Raw genomic sequence first — 14,329 nt, 5'->3', positions numbered from 1 at the left:
AGTCATATGAAAAAATCGCAAAACTTAATTTTAACTGAAAATACTATTATGGGAACTAAGCGATGTTTTTTGCGAAAAATCACACTATTAGATGTCGACGATATGTATGAATACTGTTCAAACAAAGACGTGACGAAATATACAAAATTTGAGACACATGAGTCAAAAGAAGAGACTAAAGAAGCGATAGCTAATATTTTTATTCCGGACAGATTAACTAAATGGGGAATAGAATTAAAACAAACCAAAAAATTAATAGGAACAATTGATTGGCTAACGATAAATGAAGATTCAGCTACACTAGGCTATGCCTTGTCAAAAGAGTATTGGGGACAAGGTATTATGCCTGAAGTCGCTCAAAGGATGATGCAACTGGCCTTTGAAGATTTGAAGTTAAAAGTTGTCTATGCTACACATCATAAAGACAATATTAATTCAGGAAAAGTTATGCAAAAAATTGGGATGAATGCTTGGGGGAAAGACTATTATTTTAATTTTAAAGGTGAACCCTTAGTAGAAATTGTAAAATACGGTATGACGTATGATGAATATGTTGAAATGAACCGTCATTTATTATAAATTAATTAAAATAAAAAGCGTTTACTTGTTAAAGCAAACGCTAGGTGTTATCTATTTTTATTTGACAAGTTTTTCTACGATTTAAAAAATAAACAACAACAAACCATACAATACCAATGATTTGAATTACTCCACCAATTTTAAAAGCAACTTGACTGTATGACGTATTATTAAATAATGTCATAATGATTAGAGAAATGGCGATTAATATTTTTGATGGTAAGCTTTTTTTACAGTGACATCCCATAAACATTCTCCTTAACTTTATATACTATCAAGGGTATCATATTTTTAGTGGGAATAACAATCATATTGATTAAAATGCTTAAGATGTAAAGGAAGAACAGTATGACAAAAAAGAAAATTACGATAAAAGATGTGGCAAAACAATCAGGAGTATCCATCACGACGGTGTCTCAAATTTTAAACGGAAAACAACAACAATTTCATCCTGATACAGTAAAGAAAGTTTTTCAAGCAAGAGATGATTTAGGGTATGCACCAGATTATTTTGCTAGACGAATGATTATGAAAAAAAGTCAGACAATAGGAATTATTGTTCCGGATATTACCAATCCTTTTTTTGCTACGTTAGTAAAAGGGATAGAAGAAGTTTTATTTAAATCTGATTTTATGACGATTTTATGTAATGTCGACACAAATGATGACAAAGGGATTAAAGCGTTAGAAGCATTAAATCATCGTGGTGTAGATGGGTTGATTGTGGCAAGCTCTGGGGTATCTATGAGCGAATTGGTGAAACAAGATGCTTTAAAAAATATTCCAGTGATTGAGCTAGATAGACAATCAACGAGTCAAACCATGGATTCAATTAAGACAAATGATTATTTAGGCGGAAAATTGGTAGCTGAGCTTTTAAATGAGATGGAGCATCATACTGTGGTAGCATTATTTCCTGAATTTCCTAGTCAAAATATTTTAAAACGCTTGGAAGGATTTACTAATCATTTTTTAGGTCAAGTGATTCACTTCTCAACCGAGTTATCAAAAGCCAGTGGGAAGAAACGTGTGTCAGATATTCTGCTTACTGATGCGACAGCTATTTTTGCGGCAAATGATGAGATAGCTTTTGGTGTTTATACTGGATTAAATGATTATGGAAAAAAAATTCCAGAAGATTATAGTGTGGTTGGATATGATGACATAGAAATGAGCTCATATGTTTTCCCATCACTGACAACCGTGTCTCAACCTATTTTTGAACTTGGTCAAAAAACAGCTAATACGCTAATTCAACGTATAGAGTCCCCTGAAATGGATGAGACTGAAATAATTTTACCAGTTAAATTAATTAAAAGATTATCGGTAGCACACCCTTGAAAACTATTTCAAAGTGTGCTATATTTTTTTCGAAAGCAAAATTAAAACGTTTTACTAAAACGTTTTAATTAAAAAGAAAATAGGAGGAACGTGTAATGAATCATGTCACTGTTATTGGAAGTATTAATTTGGATACAACGTTAAGAGTTAAAGAAATGCCTAAGCCGGGTGAAACCATTCATGCGATTGAGCATTTTACTGCGGGTGGTGGTAAAGGTGCTAACCAAGGAGTAGCAAGTAAACGATCTGGAGCTAACACTAGTTTTATTGGTGCAATTGGTAATGACGCTGCCGGAAAAGTAATGTTTGAATTACTTGAAGGTGAGGAAATTAATGTATCAGGTATTAAAACGATTGATAACGAATCAACAGGTCAAGCATTTATAACGGTTGACGAATCTGGAGAAAATAGTATTATGATTTATGCTGGTGCAAATAATCATGTTACTGAAAATTTAGTGGAAGATTGCAAACAAGTCATTGAAACAAGTGATTTTTTAATTGCACAGTTTGAAAGTGCTATCAGTGGGACAATGAGAGCTTTTCAAGTGGCAAAAGAAGCTGGGGTTAAAACGATTTTAAATCCAGCACCAGCTGTTAAAAATATGTCTAATGAACTTCTTAAATTGACAGATATCATTGTTCCAAATGAAACAGAAACAGAATTGATTACAGGGATTTCTTTAGAAGATGATCAATCAATTGAATTGGCTGCGAAAAAACTACAAGAATTAGGTGTTGAATTAGTGATAATCACGTTAGGAAGTCGTGGTGCCTACTATAATTTTGGTGATCAATCAGGATTTGTGTCTGCGTATAAAGTCAAAGCAGTCGACACAACAGCTGCTGGGGACACATTTATTGGTGCTCTTGCTAGTCGATTAGAAACCGATTTTTCTAATATTGAAGAAGCAATTGATTATGGAAATAAAGCGTCATCACTTACAGTCCAACGTTATGGCGCACAACCATCAATACCATTCGAAAATGAAATAAAGGAGACAAAATAATGAAAAAGTCAGCAGTTATTAATAGTGAGATATCAAGAGTTATCTCAAAAATGGGTCATTTTGATTTATTAAGTATTGGGGATGCTGGCATGCCAGTCCCATTTGGAACAGAAAAAATTGATTTAGCCGTTACAAATGGCATCCCTAGTTTTTTGGATGTTTTGGATAATGTACTAGAGGAATTAGAAGTTCAAAAAATTTATTTGGCAGAGGAGATAAAAGAGGCAAATCCAGTGATTTTAAAATGTATTGAAGAGCGTTTTGTCAATACACCAATAGAATTTATACCACATAGTAACATGAAACGAAAATTGAATGACACACATGCGTTTATTCGAACAGGTGAAATGACACCTTATGCGAATATTTTACTTGAAAGTGGCGTTACGTTTTAATTAGAAACTTTACCAGGGGGATTTTGTAAATATGACAGCTTTACTAATAGGGTTAGGACCATTACTAGGTTGGGGATTATACCCAACTATTGCATCAAAAATTGGTGGAAAACCAGTCAATCAAATTGTTGGTTCAACACTTGGAACATTGATTTTTGCGATTATTTTATTCTTTGCCAATGATTTAACACTGCCAAGTGGTATGGATTTAACATTAGGTATTGTATCAGGAATTGGTTGGGCAAGTGCCCAGATTTTGACATTTAAATCATTTGAATTAGTTGGCTCATCAAGAGCGATGCCTATTACGACAGCTTTTCAATTAATTGTGGCTTCTTTATGGGGAGTGGCTCATTTAGGAAACTGGCCAACAATGACAGATAAATTAATTGGAGCTTTAGCACTTGTATTGATTATTATTGGGGCAAGAATGACAGTATGGTCTGAAAAAAAAGACAGTGCCAATACTAATAATATTAAAAAAGCTGTGATTATTTTAGCAGTTGGCGAGATTGGGTATTGGTTATACTCTGCAGCACCACAAGAAACTAGTATTACAGGAATGAATGCATTCTTACCACAAGCCATTGGGATGGTAATTGTGGCGGTTGTTTATAGTTTGGTTGTCGCTGTGAAGGAAAAAGAAAACGCCTTGATGCAAGTGGTATCTTATAAACAAATTATTTCAGGATTTTTCTTTGCTTTTGCAGCATTAACATATTTAATTTCTGCTCAACCTAATATGAATGGGTTAGCAACAGGATTTATTTTATCTCAGACATCTGTTGTGTTAGCAACTTTAACTGGTATTTGGTTCTTAGGACAAAAGAAAACACCAAAAGAAATGAAAATAACGATTGTTGGGCTTATTCTTATTTTATTAGCTGCAACATTAACGGTTATTGTATAGCTTTTATTGGGACCTTCAATTTGGAGGTCTTTTTTGTATGTCTCTTAAAAAATTTATTTGTTTTTTTATGTATTTCGTTTTAAATCACAGGAATATTCTTTAAGATTGACTATGTGTTTATAAGTGTGTTATAGATGTTATAAATATTTAATATAATGTATTTATTTTGAAAGATAATGTGATATAATAACGAAGCTGATAGTATTTGAATTATTTTATAAAATTAGTCGTTAAGTCTAACGGAATTATTTTATATTAACAACATAAATTCGGTAAAAAACTAGAAAACCAGTGCGTTTTATCAACTAGTATGAGTTTATTTAATGATTTTATTATGATGAAATAGGTTTAAATTTAGTTAAGAAAGATATTCATTGTGTGATTCAGTTTAAAAAAGGGGGGATGAATACGTGAAGAGGATATTATCTGTCATTATTTTATTAAGTGTTTATTGGTTAGTAATAGGTGAGTCTAATCTAACCTTTGCCAAATCTTCTACCCAAATTCAAATGGATTCATCTAGTGATATGTTAATGAATGAAGAAATAGCAGATACAACAGATACTACACAAGAGATATCTAATGTTCCTCATAGTGAGTCATTTGTAGAGAATACAGCAGATACTAGTCAAGATGGTACCATATCTGGCACAAGTGAAAGTATGTTGCCTTCTACTAGGACCGAGAAAAGTTTGGTGGGGAATGGCACGCAGTCTTCGCCTTTTCTTATTTACACATATAATCAACTGTCAAATGTTGCGACAACTATAAATGCATCAAGTTATCCGACGATAAATTCGGGTACAGTATATATTAAGTTAATGGCAGATATTACGTCTAATGGAACAAGGGTTACTTTTTCAAACAGTAAAAACCCAATAATTATCGATGGCTCTACCACACAAAATAGTTCAGGTAATCATTATATCTATTATACGGGCAATAGTGGGTATGCGGGGTTGTTTGCACTTGGGACTGGCAATATGACGATTACATTTAAAAATATAAATTTTGGATCAAAAGACTCTCCAAGAAGCAACTATTATGGCTTTTGTTATAGTACATCCAATAACAATATCATAAATATACAAGATGTTCATTATTATGCTGAGATAGGTGGTCAACCGTTTTATGTTATAGGAAGTAATAGTGTATTGAATTTCAGTGGTAATAATACATTTGTTGTGTCAAATATCGATAGTAATAGTAATCAAGAATTTGCAGAATTTGCAGGAACCATGAATTTTAAAGAAGGAAGTAAAACAGCTATTGTACAAAAAACCAATGCTGTTTTAGCTTTTATTTGGTCATATAGCACGATTAATATGAATGTTGAATCGAATGCACAGGTATTTATTCAATCTGGAAAAACAGAAATGTTTTATCCAAGGTATGATGTTAATTTAACTGTTTCAGAAAGTGCAATGTTTACCTATTTGTTTGATCCTAATTTGTCATATATTGATCCTCAAACTGTTTTTGGTGACTCTAGCGATTATGAAACGATACAGGTATCAGGCAAGACAAACGCTTCGACTAACAACTTTTTTAGTGGGAGCGCTAATTTTAATCTATCAGCAGCCAATCAGTCTCAGATAGATTTTATAACAACTGGTTATCCTTTTCAGACAGGAACGCTTGATATAAACACTCAAGATACGGCAAGTATTAAATTTTTGAATCAAATGAACACAAGCCCAGCCTTAAATAGTTCAAATACTAGTCTTAAAGTAACGAATAATAGTAAAAATAGTACAATTTATAATTTAGCAAAAACACCAACAGGTAGCAGTACAACACCTGTTAGTGAGTTAATAGTACCTGGAACAAGCAGTGTAACGTTAACATCAAACTTACCAAAGTATAGTGCTATAGTTTATGAACCTGCTGTGAAAGTAGGAGGGATAATAGCAAGCGGATTGTCTGGGATTGATGAGAATAAAAATCCTTATAGCAAGATAACAAGCCACTTAACAGGCGTGTCGAGTTCGCTAGACTCAACTTATACTTATAAAGCACAATACTATGTAACAAATGATACAAGTACCGTATTAGATAATGCCACGTTAAATAATAATTATGATGAAACAGTTGCTACACAAACACATTTATCTGGAAGTTTTCATACATCGTTAGATAGCTTACCAAGTGTGGCAACAGAGGTTGGAGATCAGTCGACCTTAGCAAGTTTGGATCAACTTTTTTCAAGTGATTATACAGTGTATGGTCGTTTAGCCATTATTTCTCAATCCAATCATCAAACCTACTACACGTCATGGGAAAATACTATGGCAACAATTGATTCATTTCAAGCTGTTACATTGCCGACACTGATTAATATTGATGACAATATTAGTTATACCACCTCAGTTGGAAAATTTGGTATGTCATTTAATAAACAAATTTCTTATCCAATCGTTAACCAAAGTAATCGAATTATTGAAGTTATGCCAACTGTTTTGACACCGATGGGGAATAATAATGTCACTATTGTGACGGATTCTCCTAACGACTGGCAAGATAAAACATTACAATTACAACTAAACTCTGACGAGGCGAGTATTCAGTGGAATTTTGGAAATTTAATAAATCCGACTATATTGGAGCTTCAACCCTATTGGGATATAAAGAATAACGTACAACATTTCTATCTTGATGGGGCGTATAGTGGACCGTTTATGACATCAACACCAGCAATAGTAGACTATACTTTAGCTTTCTCGATAAACCCTAAATAAATGAAAGGTGTTGTTAAAATGGAAGAAAAACAACAAGAAGAAACACAGAAGAAAAAAAGATGGATACTATTACTGCTTCTTTTACTCTTGTTAGTGATTGGAGGATTTTTCGTATATAAAATTTTTTTTGATAAACCAACCGAAGTAGCAACTGTTGTAGCTGGTGATTTTTTACCTGAAGGGAAAGATGCTTCTAAGATGACAGAAAAAGAAATGACAAAATATGCTCAACAAGCAGTGGATAAGAGTAACTTTAATATGCGAATTATATCAGAAGCACATTTTAATAAAGAGACGATGACGGGAGGACTTGCCATTCAAAATCCTCCTCAAAATTCTCAGCCTGTCAATGTAGTTGTTACTTTAGATAGTGATAACTCTGTTGTATATGAATCAGGAGCTATTCAACCTGGAGAAGAGATTAAAGAAGCAACATTAACTCAAAAATTGAATCCAGGGTCTTATCCTGTCACTGCAACGTTTGATATCTATAATCCAGATACCAAAAAAAAGCAGGGACAAGTCAAAGCGTTATTAACTTTAATAGTTGATAAATAGATAAAACAAAAAGAAAAGGAGAAATAGATTATGAAGAAAACAGTATTAGGTTTATTATCAGTCACTGGAGTACTAGCATTTACAGCAGTCGGTGTATCAGCAGATCAAACAGGTGATGCAGTCGGTACAAGAGATGGGTCAAGAACGTATATTGGAGAAGATAGTGCCACTATCCCAGTACAAGGAACGTTAGGGGTAGATAATACGAAACCGGATTCTCCAATTGATGAAGGAGATGATGCATGGATTAATGTCACTGTTCCAACACAAACATACTTTTATTCAGCTGGAACTGTTGCTAATTCAACTATTACGTCCCCTAAGTACACTATTAAAAATAATTCAGGTCGACCAGTTGTTGTTAATTTAAATGGATTAACTGAAAGCGCAGATGCTGCTCAAATAGGTGGAAAGAAAATTAGTGAGACGACAGAGGCTAACAATGTTGTTGTTAATCTATTGGCTACAGGAGGTGTATCATCAACTGCATCTACTAAAATTATTACTAATGGAAACCCAGTTACGCCATTAACAAGTCAATTGGGTAGACTAGCAAATAATGAAGGAAAAGATAAAAAGTCAGACTCTGGAAACGAAGGGACAAATATTTTGACATTTAACTATGGTGGAACAATTGGGACAGATTTAGGTGGAATATTTAGTAGTAACTATACACTGGGATTGACTTTCTCAGTACCTTCAGACTGGGAATAGGTCATTTGCATTTGAGGTTGTAAAGGAGTGATGAAGTTGTCCAGTCAAATTGATATTACGGGAACTATTGGACAGAAAAAAATTAATTCATTACAATCAGTGTCGCCATCGAAAGTAGAGCCAAAACCATCAGTAACACATGAGTACTATGGCGTGTTGCCAAAAACAAATGAGCATGAGAATTTTTATTTTTTGGGATTGGGTCTAACGATTATATTAATTGCATTAGTCATTTATTTGATGAAAAAATCATCAACCTATTAGTTTTTCAAATAGTGTGTGACAAAAAAGTTGTGTTAAATTCGTTGTAAAAAAATAGGTAGACACAAACATATTGATATTATGTTAAAAAGTCCTCAGAATTTTTCTGGGGACTTTAAGTGTTTTACTAAGAAATATTTTTTTGTTACTGAATAGGGATTAAAACATCACAGAATTTATCGACTCCTTTTTCTTCTTTAAATCTTTCAATAATGGGTTGATTACGTAGGCTGAGTTTGTTTACATTGATGTGCATATCTAGATTAGACCAAAACTGTTGTACCTCTTTGGTTGTGTGTGGAATGGTAAAAACAGCATATTTTCCTCCTTTAAACTGACGTCCTTTTACCTCAAAATGAGATGTATTTTGTTTGGCAGTACAAAGTATTAAATCATATCGGCATTTTTCAGGAAGTGTTTTCTGAGGATTATCTAAAGCCATTCCTCAAATACCATAAGTGGCTAAGTCTTTTTGTAGATTATTATTAGTTATCCAACTTTTGAAGTCTGACATCATCTTAAAATTATTTGAATCGCGATAGGGACCAGTGTTTCTCATGTAAATGATATGGCTATCTTTTAAGTTTTCAACGGTGTAATTCATTATTAATTAATTCCTTCCAATTAATGTATTGAAAGGACTGCAGTCACTTTCTATTACTTACGATAATATGTACTAAAATAGAATGCAATAGTCATTTTAAAATTTGTTTTCCTATTTTTTAATAGAATTGTTTTTCCACAAAGAATAAGGCTATCAGGAAATTTATGTGTTTTTTTACAAATCATGATAGATTAATAGAAATGCTAAAAAATTGTTTAATTAACGTAAAAAAACATTGTACTTAGATCATTATGGTAAAATTATTTAAAAGAAAAGGTGAAAATTAATGACTAATCATAAAAAACAAGAAGAATTATATGTTCAATTTCTAGAGAGAAACGATTTTAAAGGATTGGAAAATTACCTTATTGAGAACTCGAATTTACCAGGAAGAATGGTTAACTTAAGATTAATTGCAACTGTTGCTAATTTTTTTGAGTCAAATGAAGAATTGTCAAAGTCATGGTATAGAATATTTAATAGTTGGTTTGATATTAAAATTGATGGTAATAGTCCTGAAATAATATTAGTTTTAACTGCATTAGAATCATTTGGTGGCATCTATCAAAACTTTTCTAGAAAAGAACAATTACTTATAGAGAAAAAATTAAAAGATTCATTAAATGATGAGCGTTGGCGTGTTAGAGAAATAGTGACAGAAAGCTATAAAAGAATAGGTTTATTGTCCTATGGAGACCTGATTAAGTTATTTGAAGATATTTTATCTAATGATCCTACACCGTTAGAAGTTAGAGGACTTTTAGCAACTGTTGCTCATCCAAATTTATTAATTTTAGAAGAACAACTAGATTTTTCTCAAAAGATATTGGAACTATCCTTTCATTATTATTTGAATTTTGATGAGAAAACATTTTCTAAAGAAGATAAATTAATATTAAAAAAGGGGCTATCCTTTGCACCTAGTGTTATTGTGAGTAAAAATCCAACTGTAGGGTTTCAATATTTTGACAAATTAATTAAAATTGATGATAAAGAGATCAATACAATAATAAAAACAAATTTAAAGAAAAAAAGATTAGAAAATGTTTTTCCTGATGAAGTTGAGATTCTTTTATCAGAGATCAATAAATAATTACTTGGGACGTTTATAAAAAATTAAGATATTGCTGATTAACATAAATAGTATTTGTTATGAAACGATGAATACTATAAAAGGAGAAAAATATGGTTAAGCCAATAATATTTACTGAGATAGGTTTAGATTTTGATAATAATAAATATGGCTTAGGTGTTAGTACAGAAATAGAGTATTCTGACTATGAAGAACGAAAAAAAGGATTTGTCAAAATAAATGTAAAAGAAGTTTATTTAAGAGTCTGGCTACTAAAATCTGTATTTATACTTTCAAAAAAAGAGGGAATTAAATTTGATAAGAAAAGAAGAAATAATTTAAAAGTCGTCATTGGTCTGTCAGATAAATAATTTTAGTTAACAAAAATTATTTATCTAACTTGAGAGTGGCATAGTTGTGTTCTTGAGAATATCATATTGGAAGTTTATTAATAAAAAATATTTTGATTGGTCAGGTGGAGCTAGTAAATCAATCTTTTTAAGAAAATTAAGTAATAAACTAAATATTATAAAGTATTTCATTTAGATGTGTTAATATGAAAAACTAACAGGGAAGTGACAGATAGAAAGTACCGAATAAAAATTAAAACAAAGTATCGAAACTCATTGATACTTTGTTTACAGTCCGGGGCCTCAGGATTGATTATGAGGGCTTTTATATTCAAAATATATTAGATATTCTGTAAAGGGGATTATCTATATTTCATTTTTATCCAAAATTATTCTAATATTATGGACTATTAATATAGAATGATTACTATGCTATTCAATGTGTTTGTTAATTTTATTAATCTCTTTTTTTACTCTAATCATAGAAATAATCCAAAGTATGGCGTATATAAATAGATAAATCATTGTAAAGGTAACTATATTCGTTACCGATAAATTTATCCAGTTTAAAAATATTGCTATGGGTAAAAACAAGCAATACGAGATAACCGCATGACTAACAGTCATTTTAGTAATACTCCAATCAGTACTCGTAAAGATAAAATTTGTCAATGTAAAAATGACTCCAATAACACCCCATAAAAATACTGAAATAATAAAGGCTATTAATTCAGAAGAGAATTTATCAATGAATGCTGGAGACATAGGAGAAAAAAAGTCACCTGAATATATAAATGAGAAAAAAATCGAAAACATCAGACCTATAAAAACCCCTGTTTTAAAGCCATTAAATACTTGAAAAACAATATGTTTGTTCATAATAAGCGCTCCTTTATATTTTTTAAATATCTTCTTGAAGAACTTGTCTGTTCCCCGTTTTTGAAATAAATAATAATAATTCCCGCATTGGTTAATTCTAATTTAGAAATATAATTAATGTTAATAATTTCATTGTTAGAAATTCTCAAAAAATTTTCATCTAAACTATTTTCTAATTCGTATAACCGATATTTAACAAGATACTCTTGATCATGTGTAGAACCGTATATTTTCTTATTATATGAAAAAAACCTTATGAATGAGCTGCAAGGGACCAGTATATTTTTTTCGTTATGAGAACAGCTTAAAACAGTTTTGTGGTTCTCTATTCCTTTTATTATTGAGTCTATTTCATCACTTTTTTCTTTTGCTTGAATTATAATTAAGTTATTTTCTAAATGTTTTTGTTGTTCAAATTTTACTCTCATAAAAACCTCCTTTCTTCTACAATGTTGATTATAGAATAAAATACTCATCTTTCATATAACATTGCGATACATGGTATAAAATTAAAGATGTATGGTTATCTATACAAAAGATTTAAATTAATTTTACTATATATAGAATGGTACTATTTGATAAACATAGTCACCATCATACGAAGAATAAAGAGTTCAGAATTGGTTTGGAGGTTATTGGTTACTCTATGATTTTTGTTAAAAAATGTCTGAGTTATCATAAGTCACATTATACCAAGTTGCATAATATGCTATATTAGCATTTGAAAAGATGGGATAATATGAATAAAGGTCAACAAATATTTTCGGAAGAGTTTAAAAAAATATTAACATTTAGCTGATATAAAATTTGGCTCTGTATGGAGTTTTGGTGATTCTTTTAAAATGGCTGATATAATGGTAAATTTAGTTTTAAATTGGGGAAAGATACATTCATTTTATACGAAAGATAAAGCCCTCCAAATTGATTCTGAGGGCTTTAATCTATTTCGTGATAATAAAATATAATACCTAGTTTTATTTAAACTTTGGTAAACTTACCATAAACCATCTTATGATAAGTCGAAAACTTCTTGAGCGGTGTAGATTGCGTTTAATACTTTAGGAAAACCAACATAAGGAATACATTGGGTAAATATTTCGATAATTTCTTCTTGTGTCAAGCCAACATTTAAACAGCCATTAATATGTACAATAAGCTGATTTTTTGTATCCCCCTGAGTTAATAAACAAGCAACAGTAATTATTTCTCGTTCCCTTAAATTTAAAACGTCAGATTCGTATATTTCTCCAAAGGCAAATTCGATAATATGTTGCCCAACATAAGGTGCAATGGATTCTAAATTATTAATTACTTTTTCTCCAGCAGTTCCATCAATTATTTGTAAATTTTTTAACCCAATTTTAAATTTTGTGTTTTTCATAATAAAATCTCCTTTATTTGTTATAATACTATTACTATAAACCTTCAAGTTAACTTGATAGCAAGGAGAAATTAAAATTATTATGTATCGAATAAAGAAAGTATCAGAATTGACTCATATATCCATATCTACATTACGTTATTATGAAGAACTAAATCTATTAACCCCTTCAAGAACAAATACAAATTACCGAGAGTATTCAGAAAAAGATATTGAGTGGATAAATTTTATTAAAAGAATTAAAGCAACAGGAATGAGCTTAAAAGATATTCAGCTTTATTCGGAATTAAGAAATAAAGGGGATGAAACAATATTGGAAAGAATGGATATGTTAGACAAACAAAAATCTTTACTTAAAGAACAAATGAAAGCTATTCAAAATGATATTTCTTTTATTGAAGAAAAAGAAGAAATATATCAAAAAATGTTAGAAAGGTAGCATAAGCGATGTTACTCTGAGTCAGATGTATGATATTTCTTATTAAAGGTTAAATAATGGAGTGACCAAATAAATATAAATATAGGTATGATAAATATGGGGAATATGAATATAAACATCGCTTCGTTTGAACCTACTATTCCAGATAAGAATAGTACTATAAATAATATAATTAATACATTTATGAATTTGACCATTGAATGTCGTTGCTTTATATCTTTTATTTTAAAAGATGATATAGAAATAGAAAACAAAATCAGTACTAGAATATATGCGATTGCTTGATTATCATCGAATTTAAAACCTATTCCATGACCTGTCGCAAAAATTAAAGAAAGAAAATAAATAATACTATAAATTAATGATAAGAAAAGTATTTGATGATACTCAGATTTCATATTATTCTCCCAACTTTCAATTATTTTTTTATTATTATGACATAGTATTTAAAATATAACTAGCAATCATTAGTTAACATAAATCAAATTATAACTAGTTAAAATAGATTATTTATTAAAGATAATGATTATGTGTTATTATATCTATAAAAAAGTAGGAAACCGTATATGAAAATAAAAAAATTATCTATGCCACTATCTGTTATACAAGTAAAAAATATTTCTGATATTGATTTATCGGTAACACCATTGTTTTTAGGAAAAACAGAGGATGAATTATCTGTTGTACTGCCTACTGAAAGGATACCTTCAAATTTTATATCTCGGGAAGATAACTGGAATGGATTTAAGATAGAAGGGGTATTAGATTTTAGTTTGATTGGAATATTAGCTAAAATATCTTCTCTTTTAGCAGATGCTAACATTAGTATTTTCGCTATATCGACTTATAACACCGATTATATTCTAGTTAAAACAAATCAGTTTGATGAGGCGATTAAAATATTAGAAAATAATAATTATCAATTAGCATAATTATTTAACCCTTATGCTGATGTTATACCAAGTTGAAACGAGGCTGACCCAAAAGTCTACCAAAAAAGAGTAAAAGGAACAAAATTATTTTTGATTTTGTTCCTTTTTTTGACGAAAAAAATAGCACTTTCCTTTATAATTAAGGTGTCTAACCAAATAAAAAGGA

The 14,329-nt window shown here is 30.5% G+C and carries 18 protein-coding genes; 13 read left to right on the top strand and 5 right to left on the bottom strand.

Going from position 1 to position 14,329, the window contains the following annotated elements:
• Nucleotides 1-6 precede the first annotated feature (6 nt).
• Nucleotides 7-579 (top strand): GNAT family N-acetyltransferase, encoded by a 573-nt coding sequence (locus CBF36_RS08925; RefSeq protein WP_125958114.1) that lies wholly within the window; start codon nucleotides 7-9, stop codon nucleotides 577-579.
• Nucleotides 580-619: 40 nt separating this feature from the next.
• Here CBF36_RS08925 and CBF36_RS08920 read toward each other — a convergent pair whose 3' ends face one another.
• Nucleotides 620-826: a hypothetical protein gene (locus tag CBF36_RS08920; protein WP_125958113.1), complete on the bottom strand. Its 207-nt coding sequence runs from the start codon at nucleotides 824-826 to the stop codon at nucleotides 620-622.
• A gap of 101 nt (nucleotides 827-927) precedes the next feature.
• Here CBF36_RS08920 and rbsR point away from each other — a divergent pair, with 101 nt between their 5' ends.
• The 8 genes from rbsR (at nucleotide 928) to CBF36_RS08880 (ending at nucleotide 8,509) form a co-directional block, all read left to right on the top strand.
• Nucleotides 928-1,920 (top strand): ribose utilization transcriptional repressor RbsR, encoded by a 993-nt coding sequence (gene rbsR, locus CBF36_RS08915; RefSeq protein ID WP_125958112.1) that lies wholly within the window; start codon nucleotides 928-930, stop codon nucleotides 1,918-1,920.
• Between the two features lie 95 nt (nucleotides 1,921-2,015).
• The gene (rbsK, locus tag CBF36_RS08910) at nucleotides 2,016-2,930 is read left to right on the top strand and encodes a ribokinase (protein ID WP_125958111.1); all 915 of its coding nucleotides are present in this window, start codon (nucleotides 2,016-2,018) and stop codon (nucleotides 2,928-2,930) included.
• Nucleotides 2,930-3,325: a D-ribose pyranase gene (gene rbsD, locus CBF36_RS08905; RefSeq protein ID WP_125958110.1), complete on the top strand. Its 396-nt coding sequence runs from the start codon at nucleotides 2,930-2,932 to the stop codon at nucleotides 3,323-3,325. The genes rbsK and rbsD overlap by 1 nt, the downstream gene beginning before the upstream one ends.
• 31 nt (nucleotides 3,326-3,356) lie before the next feature.
• Entirely contained in the window at nucleotides 3,357-4,235 is an 879-nt protein-coding gene (gene rbsU / locus CBF36_RS08900) for a ribose/proton symporter RbsU (protein WP_125958109.1), read from the top strand.
• Nucleotides 4,236-4,645: 410 nt separating this feature from the next.
• Nucleotides 4,646-6,973 carry a hypothetical protein gene (locus tag CBF36_RS08895; RefSeq protein ID WP_125958108.1) on the top strand — a complete coding sequence of 776 codons (2,328 nt, stop codon included), beginning with the start codon at nucleotides 4,646-4,648 and terminating at the stop codon, nucleotides 6,971-6,973.
• Between the two features lie 18 nt (nucleotides 6,974-6,991).
• Nucleotides 6,992-7,531 carry a hypothetical protein gene (locus CBF36_RS08890; protein WP_207854494.1) on the top strand — a complete coding sequence of 180 codons (540 nt, stop codon included), beginning with the start codon at nucleotides 6,992-6,994 and terminating at the stop codon, nucleotides 7,529-7,531.
• A 30-nt stretch (nucleotides 7,532-7,561) separates the two neighbouring features.
• Complete coding sequence (locus tag CBF36_RS08885; protein ID WP_125958106.1) at nucleotides 7,562-8,245, top strand: hypothetical protein; 684 nt, start codon at nucleotides 7,562-7,564, stop codon at nucleotides 8,243-8,245.
• Between the two features lie 36 nt (nucleotides 8,246-8,281).
• On the top strand, nucleotides 8,282-8,509 hold the full coding sequence (locus tag CBF36_RS08880; RefSeq protein ID WP_165865443.1) for an LPXTG cell wall anchor domain-containing protein: 228 nt from the start codon (nucleotides 8,282-8,284) through the stop codon (nucleotides 8,507-8,509).
• A gap of 142 nt (nucleotides 8,510-8,651) precedes the next feature.
• Here CBF36_RS08880 and CBF36_RS08875 read toward each other — a convergent pair whose 3' ends face one another.
• Nucleotides 8,652-8,948: a GyrI-like domain-containing protein gene (locus CBF36_RS08875; protein WP_125958104.1), complete on the bottom strand. Its 297-nt coding sequence runs from the start codon at nucleotides 8,946-8,948 to the stop codon at nucleotides 8,652-8,654.
• A gap of 448 nt (nucleotides 8,949-9,396) precedes the next feature.
• Between CBF36_RS08875 and CBF36_RS08870 the strand changes: the two genes are divergently transcribed.
• The gene (locus tag CBF36_RS08870; protein ID WP_125958103.1) at nucleotides 9,397-10,203 is read left to right on the top strand and encodes a hypothetical protein; all 807 of its coding nucleotides are present in this window, start codon (nucleotides 9,397-9,399) and stop codon (nucleotides 10,201-10,203) included.
• 92 nt (nucleotides 10,204-10,295) lie between these two features.
• On the top strand, nucleotides 10,296-10,553 hold the full coding sequence (locus tag CBF36_RS08865; protein WP_125958102.1) for a DUF3977 family protein: 258 nt from the start codon (nucleotides 10,296-10,298) through the stop codon (nucleotides 10,551-10,553).
• Between the two features lie 411 nt (nucleotides 10,554-10,964).
• Here CBF36_RS08865 and CBF36_RS08860 read toward each other — a convergent pair whose 3' ends face one another.
• The 3 genes from CBF36_RS08860 to CBF36_RS08850 all read right to left on the bottom strand — a co-directional run bounded on the left by CBF36_RS08860 (nucleotide 10,965) and on the right by CBF36_RS08850 (nucleotide 12,792).
• Complete coding sequence (locus CBF36_RS08860) at nucleotides 10,965-11,411, bottom strand: DUF3021 domain-containing protein (protein WP_125958101.1); 447 nt, start codon at nucleotides 11,409-11,411, stop codon at nucleotides 10,965-10,967.
• On the bottom strand, nucleotides 11,408-11,839 hold the full coding sequence (locus CBF36_RS08855) for a LytTR family DNA-binding domain-containing protein (RefSeq protein ID WP_125958100.1): 432 nt from the start codon (nucleotides 11,837-11,839) through the stop codon (nucleotides 11,408-11,410). The genes CBF36_RS08860 and CBF36_RS08855 overlap by 4 nt, the downstream gene beginning before the upstream one ends.
• A 581-nt stretch (nucleotides 11,840-12,420) precedes the next feature.
• Nucleotides 12,421-12,792 (bottom strand): carboxymuconolactone decarboxylase family protein, encoded by a 372-nt coding sequence (locus CBF36_RS08850; protein WP_125958099.1) that lies wholly within the window; start codon nucleotides 12,790-12,792, stop codon nucleotides 12,421-12,423.
• An 82-nt stretch (nucleotides 12,793-12,874) separates the two neighbouring features.
• On the opposite strand from CBF36_RS08850, the gene CBF36_RS08845 reads away from it, so the two are divergent.
• On the top strand, nucleotides 12,875-13,231 hold the full coding sequence (locus CBF36_RS08845) for a MerR family transcriptional regulator (RefSeq protein WP_125958098.1): 357 nt from the start codon (nucleotides 12,875-12,877) through the stop codon (nucleotides 13,229-13,231).
• Nucleotides 13,232-13,797: 566 nt separating this feature from the next.
• On the top strand, nucleotides 13,798-14,163 hold the full coding sequence (locus tag CBF36_RS08840) for an ACT domain-containing protein (RefSeq protein ID WP_125958097.1): 366 nt from the start codon (nucleotides 13,798-13,800) through the stop codon (nucleotides 14,161-14,163).
• The last annotated feature ends 166 nt before the right edge of the window (nucleotides 14,164-14,329 follow it).

Source organism: Vagococcus bubulae (assembly GCF_003950315.1).
Taxonomy (GTDB): Bacteria; Bacillota; Bacilli; order Lactobacillales; family Vagococcaceae; genus Vagococcus; species Vagococcus bubulae.
The sequence above is the reverse complement of the archived record's forward strand: the minus strand, read 5'-3'. Positions and strand labels throughout refer to the sequence as shown.